The sequence below is a fragment of the Rhodococcus sp. B7740 genome (assembly GCF_000954115.1).
In the GTDB taxonomy this organism is placed as follows: domain Bacteria; phylum Actinomycetota; class Actinomycetes; order Mycobacteriales; family Mycobacteriaceae; genus Rhodococcoides.
Genome location: NZ_CP010797.1, coordinates 4156408 through 4174201 on the forward strand (window position 1 = coordinate 4156408; position 17794 = coordinate 4174201).

Annotated in this window: 17 protein-coding genes; 6 read left to right on the forward strand and 11 right to left on the reverse strand. The window is 65.0% G+C overall.

Annotated features, from left to right (window positions below):
- Positions 1–11 precede the first annotated feature (11 nt).
- The 5 genes from NY08_RS19275 (at position 12) to NY08_RS19295 (ending at position 7218) form a co-directional block, all read left to right on the forward strand.
- A complete protein-coding gene (locus NY08_RS19275; RefSeq protein WP_045198163.1) occupies positions 12–1958 on the forward strand; it encodes a primary-amine oxidase in 1947 nt (648 codons plus the stop codon).
- Positions 1951–3366, forward strand: a complete 1416-nt coding sequence (locus NY08_RS19280) for an APC family permease (protein ID WP_045198165.1) — start codon at positions 1951–1953, stop codon at positions 3364–3366. Before NY08_RS19275 ends, NY08_RS19280 begins: the two co-directional genes overlap by 8 nt.
- Positions 3367–3377: 11 nt before the next feature.
- Positions 3378–3863 carry a hypothetical protein gene (locus NY08_RS19285; protein ID WP_045198167.1) on the forward strand — a complete coding sequence of 162 codons (486 nt, stop codon included), beginning with the start codon at positions 3378–3380 and terminating at the stop codon, positions 3861–3863.
- Positions 3864–3885: 22 nt separating this feature from the next.
- Complete coding sequence (locus NY08_RS19290; RefSeq protein WP_045198169.1) at positions 3886–5595, forward strand: amidohydrolase; 1710 nt, start codon at positions 3886–3888, stop codon at positions 5593–5595.
- 102 nt (positions 5596–5697) lie between these two features.
- A complete protein-coding gene (locus NY08_RS19295) occupies positions 5698–7218 on the forward strand; it encodes a GMC family oxidoreductase (protein ID WP_045198171.1) in 1521 nt (506 codons plus the stop codon).
- Between the two features lie 40 nt (positions 7219–7258).
- On the opposite strand, the gene NY08_RS19300 is transcribed toward NY08_RS19295, so the two are convergent.
- From NY08_RS19300 to NY08_RS19350, 11 genes are all read right to left on the reverse strand, one after another.
- Positions 7259–8164: a helix-turn-helix domain-containing protein gene (locus NY08_RS19300; protein WP_045198173.1), complete on the reverse strand. Its 906-nt coding sequence runs from the start codon at positions 8162–8164 to the stop codon at positions 7259–7261.
- Position 8165: 1 nt separating this feature from the next.
- Entirely contained in the window at positions 8166–9473 is a 1308-nt protein-coding gene (gene paaK / locus NY08_RS19305; RefSeq protein ID WP_045198175.1) for a phenylacetate--CoA ligase PaaK, read from the reverse strand.
- A gap of 18 nt (positions 9474–9491) precedes the next feature.
- Positions 9492–10586: a 1,2-phenylacetyl-CoA epoxidase subunit PaaE gene (gene paaE, locus NY08_RS19310; protein ID WP_045198176.1), complete on the reverse strand. Its 1095-nt coding sequence runs from the start codon at positions 10584–10586 to the stop codon at positions 9492–9494.
- Positions 10586–11047, reverse strand: a complete 462-nt coding sequence (paaD, locus tag NY08_RS19315; RefSeq protein ID WP_045200789.1) for a 1,2-phenylacetyl-CoA epoxidase subunit PaaD — start codon at positions 11045–11047, stop codon at positions 10586–10588. The genes paaE and paaD overlap by 1 nt, the downstream gene beginning before the upstream one ends.
- 41 nt (positions 11048–11088) lie before the next feature.
- On the reverse strand, positions 11089–12006 hold the full coding sequence (paaC, locus tag NY08_RS19320) for a 1,2-phenylacetyl-CoA epoxidase subunit PaaC (protein ID WP_032395425.1): 918 nt from the start codon (positions 12004–12006) through the stop codon (positions 11089–11091).
- A 28-nt stretch (positions 12007–12034) separates the two neighbouring features.
- Positions 12035–12397 carry a 1,2-phenylacetyl-CoA epoxidase subunit PaaB gene (paaB, locus tag NY08_RS19325; protein ID WP_045198178.1) on the reverse strand — a complete coding sequence of 121 codons (363 nt, stop codon included), beginning with the start codon at positions 12395–12397 and terminating at the stop codon, positions 12035–12037.
- Positions 12394–13338, reverse strand: coding sequence for a 1,2-phenylacetyl-CoA epoxidase subunit PaaA (gene paaA, locus NY08_RS19330; protein ID WP_032395424.1), 945 nt, complete (start codon positions 13336–13338; stop codon positions 12394–12396). Before paaA ends, paaB begins: the two co-directional genes overlap by 4 nt.
- Positions 13339–13467: 129 nt before the next feature.
- Positions 13468–14238, reverse strand: a complete 771-nt coding sequence (locus NY08_RS19335) for an enoyl-CoA hydratase/isomerase family protein (RefSeq protein WP_045198180.1) — start codon at positions 14236–14238, stop codon at positions 13468–13470.
- Positions 14235–15086: a 3-hydroxyacyl-CoA dehydrogenase family protein gene (locus NY08_RS19340; protein ID WP_045198182.1), complete on the reverse strand. Its 852-nt coding sequence runs from the start codon at positions 15084–15086 to the stop codon at positions 14235–14237. Before NY08_RS19340 ends, NY08_RS19335 begins: the two co-directional genes overlap by 4 nt.
- The gene (locus NY08_RS19345; RefSeq protein WP_045198184.1) at positions 15083–15805 is read right to left on the reverse strand and encodes an enoyl-CoA hydratase/isomerase family protein; all 723 of its coding nucleotides are present in this window, start codon (positions 15803–15805) and stop codon (positions 15083–15085) included. Before NY08_RS19345 ends, NY08_RS19340 begins: the two co-directional genes overlap by 4 nt.
- The gene (locus tag NY08_RS19350; RefSeq protein WP_045198186.1) at positions 15802–17001 is read right to left on the reverse strand and encodes a thiolase family protein; all 1200 of its coding nucleotides are present in this window, start codon (positions 16999–17001) and stop codon (positions 15802–15804) included. Before NY08_RS19350 ends, NY08_RS19345 begins: the two co-directional genes overlap by 4 nt.
- 110 nt (positions 17002–17111) lie before the next feature.
- Here NY08_RS19350 and NY08_RS19355 point away from each other — a divergent pair, with 110 nt between their 5' ends.
- Positions 17112–17723 carry a TetR/AcrR family transcriptional regulator gene (locus NY08_RS19355; RefSeq protein WP_032395612.1) on the forward strand — a complete coding sequence of 204 codons (612 nt, stop codon included), beginning with the start codon at positions 17112–17114 and terminating at the stop codon, positions 17721–17723.
- Positions 17724–17794: the final 71 nt, after the last annotated feature.

Below are 17794 nucleotides of genomic sequence, written 5' to 3' on the forward strand. Positions count from 1 at the left end.
GAGGACCACCCATGCCAACCCTCACGCCCCACGCAATCGACCACGCTCTGTCGTTGCCCACCGAAGACGAGATCGCAGAGGTTCGAGACATCGTCGACACCGCCGGATTCGTCACGGCCGCAACGCGATTCGTCTACGTCGGACTGGACGAACCGGACAAGGCCGAGTTGTACGTCTCCGAACCGACCACCCGGCGGACCTTCCGGGTGCTGTTGCACGATATTTCGACGCCCGATGCCGTCGACCTTCTGGTCTCCCTGGACGAGCGACAGGTGATCGGCTCCACCGGCCTCGACGCCATCCGTGACGGCCAGATGCCGGTTCTCGACGAGGAATTCGAGCTCGTCGAGAATGTGCTCTCCACCGACCCGGACTGGCTCGCCGCACTGGCCGCGCGCGGACTCGACGTAGCCGACGTTCGAGTGGCACCCCTGTCGGCAGGCGTGTTCGACTACCCGGGCGAGCATGGCCGACGCATACTGCGTGGCTTGGCTTTTCGGCAGGACCACCCCGCCGATCACGCGTGGGCCCATCCCATAGACGGGCTGGTCGCGTTCGTGGACGTGATGAATCGGACGGTGGACAAGGTTGTCGACCTGGGTGTGGTTCCCATCCCGGAAGAGTCGGGAAACTTCGACGATCCGGCCGTCACCGGTCCGCTGCGCACCACACAGAAGCCGATCGAGATCACCCAACCCGAGGGTCCGAGCTTCACGGTTCGAGGCAATCGCGTCGACTGGGAGAAGTGGTCGTTCCGCGTCGGGTTCGACGTTCGCGAAGGTTTGGTATTGCACCAGATCGGCTTCGAGGACGGGGGTACCGTGCGGCCGATCGTCCACCGCGCATCGATCGCCGAAATGGTTGTGCCCTATGGCGATCCATCGCCGGTGCGGTCGTGGCAGAACTACTTCGACACCGGTGAGTACCTGGTCGGTCGGTACGCGAATTCACTCGAACTCGGCTGCGACTGCGTCGGGGACATCACGTATTTCGACGCTGTGATCGCGGACGAATTCGGCAATCCGAAGACGCTGACCAATGCCGTGTGCATGCACGAGGAGGACTTCGGGGTGCTGTGGAAGCACACCGATCTGTGGTCGGGCTCGCAGGAGACCCGCCGCCAGCGCCGACTCGTGATCTCCTTCTTCACCACCATCGGCAACTACGACTACGGCTTCTTCTGGTACCTGTACCTCGACGGCACCATCGAATTCGAGGTCAAGGCAACCGGAATCGTCTTCACCTCCGGGCATCCCGGTGGTGACTACCCCTACGCGACAGAGATCGCCCCGGGACTCGGAGCGCCGTGTCACCAGCACCTGTTCAGCGCCCGACTCGACATGATGGTCGACGGCATCGGCAACTCCGTCGAGGAGATCGAGACCCGCCGAGTACCGATGGGCCCGGACAACCTGCACGGCAACGCCTTTGCCCTGCAACACACACCGCTCGCCACCGAATCCGAGGCCCAACGCGTCGCCGACGGCAGGGTCGGCCGCGTCTGGCACGTCACCAATCCCACCTCCTCGAGCCGGCTCGGAAAGCCCGTCGGATACACATTGCATCCCGAGGGGCAGCCGCTGCTGTTGGCCAACGACAACTCGTCGATCGCGCGACGCGCCACGTTCGCCACCAAGCATCTCTGGGTGACGCAGTTCGACCGAAGCGAACGTTATGCCGCAGGTGATTTCGTCAATCAGCACCACGGGGGAGCGGGCCTGCCGGCCTTCGTCGCCTCGAACCGTAGCCTCGTCGACGAGGACATCGTGCTGTGGCACACCTTCGGGCTGACCCACTTCCCGAGGCCCGAGGATTGGCCGATCATGCCGGTGGACTACACCGGCTTCAAACTGAAGCCTGCGGGATTCTTCGACCGCAACCCCACCCTCGACGTGCCCCGCTCGAGTTCTTCGCACTGCGCCGCATCGAGCTGCGAGGGCGGCGAGCAGAATGTCTGATACACAGTCGAGTTCGGCAGGCGTACTGCGCGGTTCCATCGGCGTCGTCGGGATCGTGTTCCTGGTCATCGCCGCTGCGGCGCCGCTGACCGCCATTGGTGGAGCCTTACCGGTCATGATCGCGACCGGCAACGGAGCGGGCGCTCCACTCGCCTACATAGTCGCGGCGATCGTCCTGCTGATCTTTAGCGTCGGATACGCGGCCATGAGCCGACACATGGTGGACACGGGCGCGTTCTACGCGTACGTGGAGGAGGGGCTCGGGAGAACTATGGGCCTCGGCGCCGCGGGTCTGGCGCTGCTGACGTACACGGCTGTTCAGGCGGGGATCTATGGCCTCGCTGCATCGACCGTCGACAGCCTGGTGGTGAAGTACGGGGGTCCCGACCTGCCGTGGTGGGTCTGGGCGCTCGGCCTCCTCGCGATCGTCGCGACGCTCGGGTACCGCAGCATCGATCTCGGTGCCAAGGTCCTCGGGGTACTGCTGGTGCTCGAGATCGGCATCATCGTGATGCTGTCGGTCGCGGTGTTCGCCAAGGGTGGTGCCGCCGGCATCGACGTCGAATCCTTCACTCCCTCGGCCTTCTTCAGTGGATCCCCGGGAATCGCCCTGATGTTCGCCATTGCGTCGTTCATCGGCTTCGAGGCCACCGCGATCTACGGCGAGGAAGCCCGCAACCCCACCCGGACGGTTCCGATCGCGACCTACGCCGCGGTCGTCACCATCGGTCTGGTGTATGCGGTCTCGAGTTGGGCGGTGGTGCTCGCCTTCGGAAGTTCGTCCGTCGGGCAGGCCGCAACCGACGACACGGCAGGGCTGACCTTCGCCGCTGCCGCCCAGTACCTGGGCCCGATGGCGGCGGACATCATGGAAATCATGCTGGTCACCAGTCTCTTCGCTGCCCTGCTTGCGTTCCACAACGCGATCGGACGGTACGTGTTCGCGCTGGCCCGCAAGGGTGTCGCCCCGTCGATGTTGGCGCGCACCCACTCTCTGCACGGCTCCCCGCACCTGGGATCACTGTTCCAGACCGTCTCGGCGGCAGTGGTTCTCGTGGTCTTCGCGGCAGCAGGCGCCGACCCGGTGCTGGAACTGTTCACGTGGATGTCCGGACTTGCCACCGTGAGCATCCTGGTTCTGATGATCCTCACTGGAGGCGCGATCATCGCGTTCTTCCGTCGATCGACCGTCGATACGCGTACCTGGCACACCGTTGTCGCCCCGGCGCTCGGAACCGTGGGGTTGGTGGGGATTCTCGGTCTGGTGCTGGACAATTTCACACTGCTCATCGGCGGTTCAGGGGTGCTCGCCGCGCTGCTGTTGGTCGTCGTGGCGGTGTTCTTCGCGGCGGGAACGGTCACGGCGCGGATGACTCGGCGGCGCACTCCCGAATCCACGGCGGTCTGAGAACCGTGCTCATGACAGGGGCGATGATTCTCGGAGCGATCGGTGCGGTGCTGCCGGTCGTCGGACATCGAAGCCGTGCCGGACGGATTCGTGTCGCACACCTGTGCATGGGCGTCGTGATGCTGGTGATGGCGATGTTCGGCATGGACGCCGCCATCGCGATTCCGGCGGGCCTCGCGCTCGTCGTCGCGGCTCTGTATGTGACCGGCAGTATTTCACCGACGTCGCCGTCCGGTCCGTGCGTCGTGGACCTGACCTGCATGGCGGTCCTACTGCTGCTGATGCCCTCGCTCCATACCCATTCGGCAACCGATTCAGGCTCCACCGCGCCGATGCACCGGCACGGAGCCGGTCTCGATCCGAGAATCGCAGTTCTGGTTCTGCTGGTTGCATGGATCGCTCTGACAATCACCATGTTTCACCGGAGACGCTCGGAACGACCGGTGGCGGCCGGCTCCCTTCTCATGATCTTCGGAATGGCACCCGTAGCTTTCTGATTCCACTATCCAGGAGACAACAATGACTACAGCAGACATCGTCTATCGCAACGGCGCAGTGTTCGTCGTGGACTCGGAGTTCACGATCGCGAGTGCGCTCGCTATCGCCGACGGCGTGATCCTGGCCACCGGTACCGACGAGGACATGGACAAGTTCGTCGGGCCGCGCACCGTGACAATCGATCTCGCAGGTAAGACAGTTCTGCCGGGCATCAACGATTCGCACCTGCATGCGGTGGCCTTCGGATTGGACACACCGCCGCTGTCGCTGGACCTGAGCTTTCCGACCGTCCGATCCATCGCCGACGTGGTCGACGCGGTGGCCGGTTCGGTGGCGAAGGCGGAGCCCGGTGAGTGGATCGTCGGAACAGGTTGGGACGAGGGATATCTGGACGAGTGCGTGTCCGATCCGGCGGTTCGACCGACTCGATTCGATCTGGATGCCGTTTCGCCCGACAATCCGGTGTTCCTGCAGGACTTCTCCCGCCATGTCTCGTGGGTGAACTCTGCCGCGCTGGAGCGGGCCGGCGTCGACGAGAAGACGGTGGTGCCGGACGGTGGAGTGATGCCGACGGAGCCGTCCGGCCGCCTGATCGGCATCCTGCAGGAGGGCGCCCAGAGTCTCGTCCAGTCTGCTCTGCCGAAGCTCACACGCGAAAGGCGAACGGAAGCAGTGCGGTCCGCGATCTCCATCCTGCAGCGAGAAGGAATCACCAGTTTCACCGACCCGGCACTCGGGCCGGGCGGCGAAGATCTGGCCGGCGGTGCGATGGGTGAGGAGGGCCTGTCCATCTACGCCGATCTCGCCGCGTCGGGGGAGCTCGGGATTCGAGTCTCGGCCCTGATGCTTCCCACCGGAATGAGCGGAACAGCCGCGGAATTCGACCGCAACCTCAGCGCGATGGAGCCGCCGTCGACCGTGGATCCGCGCATGTTCAGGATCCTCGGCGTGAAGGTATTCGCCGACGGTATTCCGCCCAGCAAGACGGCATGGATGCACCAGGAGTACGTCGGCGGCGGCTGCGGGTCACTGTGCGTGGGCGGTGACACCGACGAGCGTCGGGTACACGAGGTGACCGAGATGATTCGGGTCGGACACGAAGCGGGGCATCAGATCGGCGTGCACGTCACCGGTGATCGAGCCATCGATACGGTTGCCGACGCGTTGATCGCGGCACAGACGTCCCATCCGCGTGACGATGCGCGGCACTACCTCATTCACGGAGACTTCATCAGTGCGCAGACACTCGCGCTCCTGGCCGAGCACAATATCGGCGTCAACATGAACCCCACGATCAAGTGGACGATCGCCGATCTCGAAGAGGGTGTCGTCGGCGTCGAGAGAGCGGCGTACGAGTGGCCGTACCGAAGTGCCGTCGAGTCGGGAGTGGCATTGATGAGCTCGTCCGATGCGCCGGTCACCACACCCGACTGGAGGCAAGGCATCTCGACGATGATGCTGCGGGAGAGCCGGGCGTCGGGCAGAGTCAGCGGGCCGGAGCAGACCATCGGTTTGGCCGACGCGATACGTACGTACACGATCAATGCAGCGTGGCAGGACTTCGCCGAGTATTGGAAGGGCTCGCTCGAGCCGGGAAAGGTGGCCGACCTGTGCATTCTCGACGGTGACCTCGCTGCGATGGATCCGCACGACATTCCGTCGGTCGCCGTTGTCTCGACCGTGGTCGGGGGTGTGGAGGTCTACCGCGCCTCCGCGTGGGTTCGCCATTGAACGAGGGCGCGTCTGACCCAGAATGTGTGCGCTCAGTGACATGTTTCCGTCTCGACGATCGGCGACTGTTGTGTCGACGGTCACATCAGAAAGAGGGAGCGCATGTCGACGGATTACATCGTAGTGGGAGCAGGATCAGCAGGAAGCGTCATCGCCAGGAGGCTGCTCGATGCAGGACACACCGTGCACGTGATCGAGGCCGGACCTGTGGATACCGATCCGGCGATCCACTCACCGCAGGGCTGGCCCACGCTGTTGGGCGGCTCGCAGGACTGGGGACTGTTCACCACCCCGCAGAAGCACGCCAACGATCGCCGGATCTTCTGGCCGCGCGGACGCGTACTCGGCGGCAGCTCGTCCCTCAACGGAATGATCTACGTACGAGGACATTCCAGCGACTACGACGGGTGGGCGTCCGCAACCGGCGATGCCGGGTGGGCCTGGGAGAACGTGCTGCCGCTGTTCAAGCGTTCGGAGTCACACGAACTCGGGGCCAACGAGTTCCACGGCGGCGACGGGCCACTGCCGGTGTCCATCATGGGTACCCCGCATCCGCTTGCTGCGGCCTTCGTCGATGCGGCAGTCGAACACGGGCACAAGCTGATCGACGATTTCAACGCCGACGAGATGGTGGGTGCCGGCTACAACCACACCACTACTCGCGACGGCGAACGGATGAGTGCGTGGAAGAGCTTCGTAGGCCCGGTGATCGGGCATCCTGACCTGACTGTCACCACCGGGGCACTCGTTCACCGGGTGGTTCTCGAGAACGGCCGTGCGGTGGGAATCGAGTACAGCCGCGGGGGTTCCGAGGTGGAGCGATTGTTCGCGGATCACGAGGTGATCCTCTGCGGTGGAGCTCTCGGATCACCGAAGACGTTGCTGCTCAGTGGAATCGGACCGGCCTCGCACTTGGCCGAACTCGGGATCGACACGGTCGTGGACCTGCCGGGTGTTGGCGAGAATCTGCACGACCACCTGCTGCTGAGCAACATCTACGAGTCCCTCGCGCCGCTCGCAGCCGGTACGAACAATCTGCTCGAGGCGCAGCTCTACGCCCGCAGCAATGGATGGGCCGGCGCTGCACCGGATCTGCAGCCCCTGTTCATGCACATTCCGTACCCGGCAGACGGCTACCCGGTGCCCGAGAACGGTTACACCATCGCACCCGGCATCGTCGCTCCCCGCTCGCGCGGGACGTTGCGGTTGGCGTCATCGGACCCGAGCGAACTGCCGCTGGCGGATCCGAACATTCTGGCCGATCCGTACGACCTCGAAGCGATGGTCGACGCGGTGGAGATCTGCCGTGAGATCGGTGCATCCGACGCGTTCGCGCCGTGGCGGAAGGCCGAGGTGGTTCCGGGGCCGAGTGCGCGCACACGCGACGACCTGCGGGCCTATGTTCGACAGACCGCCGGCACGTACCACCATCAGGTCGGCACCTGCAAGATGGGTGCGGACTCGGATCCCAATGCTGTTGTCGGAGCGAATCTTCGAGTGCGCGGCGTCGAAGGGCTGCGGGTCGCGGACGCGTCGATGATGCCCACCGTGCCGTCGGGCAACACCAACGCGCCGTCCATCATGGTCGGTGAGCGGGCCTCAGATCTGATTCTGGGGAGCTAGACCCTACGGGCGGGGCCTGCGGAGGATGCGCCGGCCCCGCTCACCCGGCGCGATACTCCCGCGGTGACATCCCGTACGTCTCCTTGAACAGTTTCGAGAAGTTCGAGGAATCGATCAAACCGTGACGCGCACAGATGGTTCCGATGCTATCCGCGGCGAATCGAGGGTCGCGGAGATCGCGATGGCAGCGATCGAGCCGCCTGGATCTGATCCACCCAGCCACCGTGCGACCGTCGGACTCGAAGAGTTTCTGTAGGTAGCGCGTCGAAATATGCAGGCGCGCAGCGAGAGAGGCCGTGGACAGCGAGGGATCGGACAGGTGCGATTCGACGAGGCCCTTGGCCTCGATCAGCAGTGTCGAACCCGGAGCCTCGTGGGGTGCTGCGTCGTCGAGAGCGGCACCGAGAAGATCGAGTACCGCGTGCTCGAGCATCGGCGTGGTGGGCAGAGTGCCGTCGAGGGCGTTGCGGCGCAGGGTATGCAGAAAAGGCGACACCAACGCGCCAACGCCGCGGGCACCCTCGATGCACCGCGCCGCCACAGTGGTCAGTTCCCGAGAGTCGATACGCAGTTCTCGACGCGGGAACATCACGACGAACATCTCGAAATTGCCGGCGAAATGCAGCTCGTACGGGGCGCTGGTGTCGTACACCGCGAAGTCACCCGGGGTCAGCACGGCCTCGCGCTCGTTCTGAACGATCGTGCCGCGCCCCGTCAGCTGCAGACCGACCTTGATCAAGCCCGGATCGGCCCGCCGGATAGTCGCGCGGGTCCGCCGGACGTCGACCTCGCGGCCGGTCACCTCGCTCAGTTGCAAGGCCCCCAGCGTCGACGACACCAGTGTGCCCTCGAACGACGACGGCCCGGTGGACACAGCGTCCAGCGGCACGAATGCCGTCGAGACGTTCTCGCGCCATTGCTCGAAACTCTGTGCCACCGGGCTCATGTCATACGGCTGGACGGTTGTCGATCAGACGGCGAGCCTTGCCGATCGAACGCTCGAGGGCAGCCGGTGCGACGACATCGACTCCAACACTGACTCCGATGCGATCCTTGACCAGCTTCTTCAACGTCGCCGCTGCCACCGAATGCGCGTCGAGCGGGGCGTCGGGACGGGCTTCGACCAGTACCGTCATCGAGTCCATGCGGCCTGCGCGCTCGAGCACACACTGGAACTGCGGTGCCAGGGCGGGAACCGTCAGAATCAGCTCCTCGATCTGTGTCGGGAACAGGTTGACTCCACGCAGGATGATCATGTCGTCGGTACGGCCGGTGACCTTCTGCATCCGACGCATCGTGCGAGCCGTTCCGGGCAGCAGACGGGTCAGATCCCGAGTCCGGTAACGGATGATCGGCATCGCTTCCTTGGACAGCGAAGTGAACACCAGTTCACCCTCCTCACCGTCGGGCAGGACTTCGCCGGTCACCGGGTCGATGACCTCCGGGTAGAAATGATCCTCCCAGATGTGGAGTCCGTCCTTGGTTTCGACGCATTCCATCGCGACGCCCGGGCCCATGACCTCGGACAGGCCGTAGATGTCGACGGCGTCCATGTCGAGGGTCTTCTCGATCTCCTTGCGCATCTCCTCGGTCCACGGCTCCGCGCCGAAGACACCGGTCCGCAGGGACGTCTTCGCTGGATCGATGCCCTTCTTGACCATCGCGTCCACGATGGTGAGCATGTAGGACGGCGTGACCATGATGGCGTCGGGCTCGAAGTCCTCGATGAGCTGAATCTGACGATCGGTCATACCACCCGACATCGGGATGACGGTGCAGCCCAATCGTTCTGCGCCGTAGTGCGCGCCGAGACCGCCGGTGAAGAGTCCGTATCCGTAGGCGACGTGCACCTTGTCGGACGGCTTCACCCCGCCGGCGCGAAGGCTACGAGCGATGAGGTCCGCCCAATTGCTGATGTCGTTCGCGGTGTAGCCGACGACGGTCGGTCGGCCGGTGGTGCCCGAGGACGCGTGGATGCGCGAGACCTGGTTCTGCGGGACGGCGAACATGCCGAAGGGGTAGTTCTCGCGTAGATCCTTTTTGGCGGTGAAGGGGAACTTCGCGAGATCCGACAGGTCCTTCAGATCGGTCGGGTGCACCCCCGCGTCGTCGAAGGCCTTCTTGTAATGCGGAACGTTGTCGTAGGCGTGCTGCAGTGACCACTGCAGGCGCTCCAACTGCAGGGTGGAGATCCGATCGCGAGACGCGAATTCGATGTCGGGGGTGTCTGTGGGGGCGGACAGCACACTGGTCATGATTGCTCTCTCGTGGTCTCAGGCGTCGAAGTCGACGGTGACGGTGTCGCTGAGTGGGTAGGTCTGGCAGGTGAGCACGAAGCCGGCAGCGACCTCGTTGTCTTCGAGGGCGTAGTTGCGACGCATGTCCACGTCACCGCTGGTGACCTTTGCGCGGCAGGTGCCGCACACGCCGCCCTTGCAGGCGAAGGGAAGGTCGGAGCGCAGCTGCTCACCGGAATCGAGGATCGACTCGTCCTGGGGGAGAGTGCCCGTCACGGAGCGGCCGTCGAGGGTGATCGTGACCTCGCTGCTCGGTCCGGTCACGCCGGGTTCGCGATGCTTCTCCTGGGGTGGCGGGACATCGTCGACGTAGAAGAGTTCGGCGTGGATGCTGGTCTTCGCCACACCGAGGTCTCCGAGAACCTGTTGGGCATCGGTGACCATCCCGAACGGGCCACACAACCAGAAATGATCGATATCCGGTGTGGCGACGACCGTGTCGAGTATCTCGCGCAGTCGCTGCGCGTCGAGTCTTCCGCTGAACAGTTCGACCTCGCGAGGCTCCCTGGACAGCACGTGAATGACGTCGAACCGGCTGCCGTACTGGTCCTTCAGGTCCGCGATCTCCTCGGCGAACATCACCGTTCGGGTCCGCCGATTACCGTACAGCAGAACCACTTCGGCGTCGGGGTTCGCCAACACCGAAGCGGCGATCGACAGCATCGGGGTGATGCCCGAGCCGGCCGCGATGAGAACGTGCCTGCCACCTGCAGCGGGGTCTGCGTGGAAATTGCCGGTGGGTCCTTGGACGTCGATACGGTCGCCCGCTTTGACCTCGTGGACGAGCCACGACGAGAACAGACCGTCGGTGACCTCGCGAACGCCGACGCGTGGTCGCGTACCGGCGGCAGCGCAGATGGAATACGAACGACGATGTTCGACGCCGTCGACCGTACGACTGAGCATCAGCGATTGACCGGGGCGAAAGTCGAACTCCTCGCGCAGGTCCTCGGGGACGTCGAAGGTGACGGCCACGGCGTCGTCGCACAGTGACTCGACGTCGGCGACGGTCAACGTGTGAAAGGGCTTGTTCCGCAGATTCTTCTGTACGGGTGCAGCGGTGACGGTCATCAGATTTCCTTCACGTGGTCGAAGGGCTCCAGGCAGTCGTCGCACCGGTACTGGGCTTTGCAGAGGGTGGCACCGAACTCGGATGTGAGCCGGGTGTTCGCGGAACCGCACTGAGGGCAGTTGATTCGGCGTGGCTTCACGGTGAGCGTCAACGGGACCGGTCCGGTCGTTCGGGCCGGAGCCGGGCCGGGCACGGAGTAGCCGGATTCGCGGAGCTTGCGCAGCCCTTCCTCGGAGATCCAGTCGGTGCTCCACGCGGGGCTGAGACTGGTGACGATCTCGACGTCGGAGTAGCCGTGATCGTGCAGTTTGTGCGCGATGTCGTCGCGCATCGTCGCCATCGCCGGGCATCCCGAGTACGTCGGGGTGATGGTGACGAGCACGCTTCCGTTCTCGCGTACCTCGACGTCACGCAGGACTCCGAGGTCGTCGAGGGTGAGCAGCGGCATCTCGGGATCCATGACGGTGGCTGCGATCTCACGCGCTGCTCGTTCGAGAGTGGTCACCAGACTCCCTCCGGATGCGCTCTCGCCACGACCTGCATCTCGGCGACGAGGGGGCCGAAGGCCTCGGTGTGGATTCCGCGCCTACCGCCGCGGCCGCCGATGGTGCCGACCGACTTGCCCTCGGGGGCCTCGAGTTCGGCTGCGTGCAGTACCTGCGCGAGAACGGAATCGAATTCTTCGCCGACAGTGCGAGGGTCGACGCCGACCCCGACCTTCGCCAGAGCGATCTCCTCGTCGGTCGGGACGAACAGTTCGGAGACGTAGGGCCAGATACGGGTGACTGCCTCGCGGACGCGTCGCTTCGATTCGTCGGTTCCGCACCCCAGGGTGACGACCCAGCGCGCTGCGTAATCACGATGGTAGGTCAGCTCTTTGACTCCCTTGTTCGCGACAGCGGCGAGCACGGGGTCGCGGGAGTCGGTCAGCCGTGCGAACACCGCGAGCCGCCACGTCGAGAAGACCAGCAGGCGAACCTGCGACTTGGCGAAGTCCCCGTTGTCGAGTTCGGTGAGCCGCACGTTCCGGAAATCGGCTTCGTCCCGGAAGAACGAGAGTGCATCCTCGGCCGGTGCGGGGGAGGTGTCCGAAATGAACGGCACGACCGTGGGATCGGCCTTGGCTGCGCGGGCCAGTAGCAGCCTGGCCTGGCCGAGGAGGTCGAGTCCGACGTTGGCCAGAGCGACTTCTTCTTCGAGTTCGGGCGCGCGGGTGCTCCACTGAGCGAGACGCTGTGAGCTGATCAGCGCGTCGTCGCCGAGCATGAGGCAGTACGCGGCAAGAGCTTTCGGGTCGACGTCGTCCGGGATGGTGGTGTCGACCCCGGCAAGTGGGTCGTCGAAACTTGTTCCGAAGGCCCACTGCCCGTGCGAATTCTCGTCGACGAGGCCCTCGTAGGCGTTGTCGTGATCGGTCATGAGTGCTTGTCCTCTTGCAGAGTGGGTCTCACATGTGGGGAACGTTGTCGGGGATCTCGTAGAACGTGGGGTGGCGGTACACCTTGTCGCCACTCGGCGCGAAGAACGGATCCTTCTCCGACGGCGACGACGCAACGATCGAGTTGGACGGGACCACCCAGATGCTGACGCCTTCGTTGCGACGGGTGTAGACGTCGCGCGCGTGTCGCAGGGCCATGTGGTCGTCGGCGGCGTGGAGCGATCCGACGTGCACGTGGTTCAGGCCGCGCTTGCCGCGTAGGAACACCTCGTACAGCGGCCAATCGGCTTTTACTGCTTCCCTTTTCGGTTCGACCGGCACAGTGTCGGTGGGTACTGCGCCGTGTCCGCCCTCTGCGGTGAATTCCGTCATGATGCGTTCCTTGCTGCGAATGCGGTTGCGGCCTCGCGAACCCAGGCGCCGTCCTCGTGCGCTGCGCGGCGGTTCGCGATGCGCTCGACGTTGGAGGCGCCGTTGCCCTTGATCACCTGCATGAACTCGGACCAGTCGGGCTCGCCGAAATCGTGCGACTTGCGTTCTTCGTTCCACTTCAGGTCCGGGTCGGGGAACGTGACTCCGAGGGCCTTCGCCTGCGGGATCGACATGTCGACGAAGCGTTGGCGCAGTTCGTCGTTGGTGTGACGCTTGATGCCCCACTTCATGGACTGCTCGGTGTTGGGGGACTCGTCGTCCGGCGGGCCGAACATCATCAGTGCCGGCCACCACCAGCGGTTCACCGATTCCTGAACCATGGCGCGCTGTTCGTCGGTTCCGCGCATCATCGTCGCGAGCAGTTCGTAACCCTGTCGCTGGTGGAAGGACTCTTCCTTGCAGACGCGGATCATCGCGCGCGCATACGGCCCGAAACTGCTGCGGCACAAGGGAACCTGGTTGCAGATCGCTGCACCGTCGACGAGCCAGCCGATGGTGCCCACGTCGGCGTACGTCAGGGTGGGGTAATTGAAGATCGAGGAGTACTTCTGCTTGCCCTCGATGAGCTTGACCGTCAGGTCGGCGCGGTCCGCTCCGAGCGTCTCCGCCGCGGAGTAGAGGTAGAGGCCGTGACCGGCTTCGTCCTGCACCTTGGCCATCAGGATCGCCTTGCGGCGCAGTGAGGGTGCGCGGGTGAGCCAGTTTCCCTCCGGCTGCATTCCGATGATCTCGGAGTGCGCATGCTGAGCGATCTGGCGAATGAGCGACTTGCGATAGCCGTCGGGCATCCAGTCACGTGGCTCGACGCGCTGTTCGCGGGCGACGGTGTCGTCGAATTCATCCTGCAGCGTCTCGGTCGACAAGGTGTTTGACGTGGTCATAAGTCCTACTTTCATTACCGAATGATCGGTTGGTAACCAGTATGCATCGGAGTGACCCCCGGCACAAGTGCGGTGAGAGCGGCTACGCCGCACGTGCACGGAAATTCGTAGCAGGGGTCGAACTTCCGCTCACATGCCGACGAAGGAGGCTCTCGTCTTGTTCAGGAACGCGTCCACGGCGGCCTTGTGGTCGGCGGTCTGGCCCAGGGCGGTCTGTGCCTGCGCCTCGCGGTCCAGGGCGTCGGACAGTCCGGAGCGCGCGATCAGCGACTTGACCTGCTTGTAGGCCTGGGTCGGTCCGGCTGCGAGGGACGCGGCCAGCGTGCGCGCTGTCTCGAGAACGTCGGCGTCGTCGACGACGCGATGTATCAGGCCCCAGTCGAGGGCCTGCGCGGCGGTGACCCTGTCGCCGAGCAGCATCAGACCCGCGGCCCGGCTCGATCCGAGTGCCTCGACCAGAGTGAAACTCAATCCCGAGTCACTGGCCAAGCCGATGCCGGTGAACGCCGTCGCGAACGTCGACTTGGTGCCCGCGACCCGAATATCTCCTGCGAGCGCGATTCCGAGACCGGCGCCGACGCAGGCACCGGGGATCGCCACGACGATCGGCACGTCGAGCGCAGCGAGCCCTCGGATGACCGGGTTGTAGTGCTCGCCGACGGTATCCATCGCCGTGGCCGGGTCTGCTTCGAGTGCGGTGACATGCTCACCCAGATCCTGACCGACGCAGAAGTTCTTGCCCTCGGCGGTGATGAGTACTGCGCGCACCTCGGGTGCGGCAGCGTTCTGGACGGCCTCCGCCAGCGCGACTTTTGTCGTCACGTCGAGGGCGTTGTGTGCCTCGGAGCGAGCGAGGGTGATGGTCGCCAGGCCGTCGGTGATGTCGAACCGTACCGTCATGCGTTCGTCCAATCGTGAAAGCCGCGACCGGACTTGCGTCCGATGTCGCCGCGAGCAACCATGTCTCGCAACAACTGCGGGGGTGTGAACCTGTCGCCGAGTGTCGACGCCAGGTGTTCTGCGATCGCGAGCCGAACGTCCAACCCGACGAGGTCGGTCGACCGCAGCGGACCCATCGGGTGCTTGTAACCGAGTTCCATGGCGCGGTCGATGGATTCGGCGTCGGCGACGCCCTCCTCCAGCATCCGAATGGCTTCGAGCCCCAGGCAAACCCCGAGCCGTGACGTCGCGAATCCGGGGGAGTCGTTGACGAGCACCTCGGTTTTGCCCAGCAGCGACACCCACTGCCGTACTCGCTCCACCACGTCCGGGGATGTGGCCGGCGCGCGCACGATCTCGACGAGAGTCGACGCCGGGACCGGGTTGAAGAAGTGCATCCCGACGAAGCGGCTCGGATCACTGAGTGCCGCACCGAGTTCGGCGATGGAGATCGAGCTCGTGTTCGACGCGATGACGGTCTGGGGCCCGGCGATCTTGTCGACGAGGGCGAGCACCTCGATCTTGAGCGACGGGATCTCGGGCACCGCTTCGACAATCAGGTCGAGCTCGGCAGGCAGGTCGGACGGCCCCGCGACCGTGGAGACCCGGGCGAGAATGGCCGACGGGTCCTCGCTGAGCTTGCCGCGCTCGTGCGCCCGAGCCAAGCCCGTCTCGACTCGACCGAGAGCGGCCTGCTGATCGGCGGCTTCGGCGATGACGACGGTGGATCCGAGCGCCGCGAAGACCTGCGCGATCCCTGCACCCATCCGTCCTCCGCCGACGACAGCCACTTTCACGGGAGCGGTCATTTTTTCTTCTCCAGAAATGCCGTCATCCGGCGTTGTTTGTCTTCGGTCTCGAACAGCACGGCCTGCGCGATGTCGTCGGCCCACGGGTGCGAACCGGGTGCATCGAGGATCTTTTTGGTCAGCGTCAGCGCCAGGGGTGCTTGCTTGGCGATGCGATCGGCCAGGGCATGGGCGGCAGCCAACGGCTCGTCGACGACGTCCAGCACCAGGCCGGAGCGGAGTGCCACCTCGGCGTCGAGCGTTCGGCCACCGAGGAGAACCTGCTTCGCGACGGATACACCCACCAACGTCGGCAAGCGGTAGCTGGCCCCGGCGGCAGCCATGATGCCCAGCCCCGGTTCGGGATTGCCGAACACGGCCGTCGGCGACGCGATACGGATGTCGCAGGCGTACGACAGTTCGGCCCCACCGCCGAGGGCGTAACCCCGCACCGCGGCGATCGTCGGCAGGGGCAATGCGGCAAAGCGGTCGAACAGGTTTCGGTTGATGCCGCGCAATGCGTCGTCGCGGGTACGGGCGCGCAGCTGATTGATGTCGGCACCCCCGGCGAAGTGCTCGCCCGCGCCGGTCAGGATCACGATCTTCGGATCCTGCTCCACGAGCCCGCACACCTCGTGCAACTCACCGATCATCTCGGCATCGATCGCATTGCGCTGCTTCACACGGGCCAACGTCACGATGACGCGGTCGGTCCGCTCCTCGACGACGAGTGTGTTCACGGTGCCTCGATCAACATCGACACGCCTTGCCCGACGCCGACGCAGAGCGTCGCGAGTCCGCGGGACGCCTTCTCGCGTTCCATCCGGCCCAACAGCGTCAACAGGATTCGCGCGCCGGACGAGCCGAGAGGATGGCCGAGAGCGATGGCCCCGCCGTCGGCATTGACGATGTCCTCGTTCAGCTTCAACTGCCGGATGACGCCGAGCGACTGGGCTGCGAAGGCCTCGTTGAGTTCGACGGCACCGAGGTCGTCGGCCGACCACCCGGCGCGAGCGAGCGCCTTCTGTGTCGACGGCACCGGCCCGAGCCCCATGATGTGCGGTGCGATACCGGCGCTGGCGCTGGTGACGATGCGGCCACGAACCTCGAGGCCGTACTTCTTCACGGCTTCCTCCGACGCCACCACCAGCGCCGACGCACCGTCGGTGAACGGCGACGAAGTGCCCGCAGTGACGATGCCGTCCTTGCGGAAGACGGTCTTCAGCGTGCCGAGTTTCTCCAATGTGGTTCCGCGCCGCGGTGTCTCGTCCTGGGTGACGTCTCCGTTCTTGGTCGAGACGGGCACGATCTCGTCGGCGAAGCGTCCGGCATCCTGAGCAGCGATGGCACGCTGCTGGCTGCGGAAGGCGAAGGCGTCGGACTCGGCGCGGGTGATGCCCTCGCTGAGCGCGACCTCCTCGGCCGTCTCGCCCATCGACAGGGTGATCTTGGGGTCGGTCCCCGCGTCGTGCGCAGCGAAGGTCGGATTGGTGAATCGCCAGCCGAGGGCGGTGTCGAAGATGTCTCCGGGCTTGGCCCACGCCGTCCCCGGCTTCGCCATGACCCAGGGCGCGCGGGTCATGGACTCGACGCCACCGGCGACGACGATGTCGGCCTCACCGCTGCGGATGGTGCTCGCGGCGTTGGCCACTGCCGTCAGTCCGCTCGCGCACAGTCGGTTGACGGTGTAGCCCGGCACTGTGTGGGGGAGTCCTGCGAGCAGAACTGCCATTCTCGCCACGTCACGATTGTCCTCGCCCGCCTGGTTCGCGGCACCGAGAATCACCTCGTCGATTCGATCGACGGGCACGCCGGCTCGGCGGACGGCCTCGGCGACCACGATCCCCGCCAGGTCGTCGGGACGCACGGTCGACAGTGCGCCGCCGTAGCGTCCGTGCGGCGTGCGCGCACCGGCCACGAGAAATACTTCGCCCACTGGGAACTCCTTCGTACGGTTGCGTCATTAATAACCGAACATTCGGTCGTTTGGCAAGGGCTGCTGCCCATGGTGCTGTGGAATCGGCCTTCGGCTGAGAAGATGTGGACATGACAACCGCACGCGCGCCGCGCAAGACCGGCATGCCGGGCCGGCCCGGATACGATCTGGATTCACTGCTGGCCGTGGCGGTCAAGGTCTTCAACGACCGTGGGTACGACGGCACCAGCATGGAGGTTCTGGCGAAGCGGCTCGGTATCACCAAGTCCTCGATCTACCACCATGTATCCGGCAAGTCGGAGCTTCTCGAACTCGCCCTGTCGCGGGCTCTCAATGCACTGTTCGCGGTGACGACCGAGGATCGGGCCACGACCGGGCGGTACATCGACCGGCTCGAATACCTGGTGCGTCGCAGCGTGGACATCCTGTGTGCAGAGCTGCCCTACGTCACGCTGCTTCTGCGCGTCCGCGGCAACACCGATGTCGAGCGTCGGGCGCTCGCCCGTCGCCGCGAGTTCGATTCGTTCGTCACCGGACTCGTGGTCGCCGCCGCCGAAGAGGGCGACCTGCGTCCAGGGGTGGATCCGGCTCTGGCGTCCAAGCTCGTGTTCGGCACGGTCAACTCGCTCATCGAGTGGTATCGCCCGCGCACCGGCGGATCCGTCGAAGAACTGGCCGACGCCGTGGTCGCGCTGACCTTCGACGGACTGCGCCGCACGTAGCAACGCAAGTCTTGACTTCTCGGCGTTCGGCGGCGATGGTAATTACCGACCGAACGTACGGTGAGATGGAG

Coding starts and splice junctions, on each gene's coding strand:
- paaA (WP_032395424.1), bottom strand. CDS start 13,338: ATGACCACGTCAAACACCTTGTCGACCGAGACGCTGCAGGATGAATTC.
- NY08_RS19295 (WP_045198171.1), top strand. CDS start 5,698: ATGTCGACGGATTACATCGTAGTGGGAGCAGGATCAGCAGGAAGCGTC.
- NY08_RS19275 (WP_045198163.1), top strand. CDS start 12: ATGCCAACCCTCACGCCCCACGCAATCGACCACGCTCTGTCGTTGCCC.
- paaD (WP_045200789.1), bottom strand. CDS start 11,047: ATGGATCCCGAGATGCCGCTGCTCACCCTCGACGACCTCGGAGTCCTG.
- paaE (WP_045198176.1), bottom strand. CDS start 10,586: ATGACCGTCACCGCTGCACCCGTACAGAAGAATCTGCGGAACAAGCCC.
- paaK (WP_045198175.1), bottom strand. CDS start 9,473: ATGACCAGTGTGCTGTCCGCCCCCACAGACACCCCCGACATCGAATTC.
- NY08_RS19340 (WP_045198182.1), bottom strand. CDS start 15,086: ATGACCGCTCCCGTGAAAGTGGCTGTCGTCGGCGGAGGACGGATGGGT.
- NY08_RS19280 (WP_045198165.1), top strand. CDS start 1,951: ATGTCTGATACACAGTCGAGTTCGGCAGGCGTACTGCGCGGTTCCATC.
- NY08_RS19355 (WP_032395612.1), top strand. CDS start 17,112: ATGACAACCGCACGCGCGCCGCGCAAGACCGGCATGCCGGGCCGGCCC.
- NY08_RS19335 (WP_045198180.1), bottom strand. CDS start 14,238: ATGACGGTACGGTTCGACATCACCGACGGCCTGGCGACCATCACCCTC.
- paaC (WP_032395425.1), bottom strand. CDS start 12,006: ATGACCGATCACGACAACGCCTACGAGGGCCTCGTCGACGAGAATTCG.
- NY08_RS19285 (WP_045198167.1), top strand. CDS start 3,378: ATGACAGGGGCGATGATTCTCGGAGCGATCGGTGCGGTGCTGCCGGTC.
- paaB (WP_045198178.1), bottom strand. CDS start 12,397: ATGACGGAATTCACCGCAGAGGGCGGACACGGCGCAGTACCCACCGAC.
- NY08_RS19290 (WP_045198169.1), top strand. CDS start 3,886: ATGACTACAGCAGACATCGTCTATCGCAACGGCGCAGTGTTCGTCGTG.
- NY08_RS19300 (WP_045198173.1), bottom strand. CDS start 8,164: ATGAGCCCGGTGGCACAGAGTTTCGAGCAATGGCGCGAGAACGTCTCG.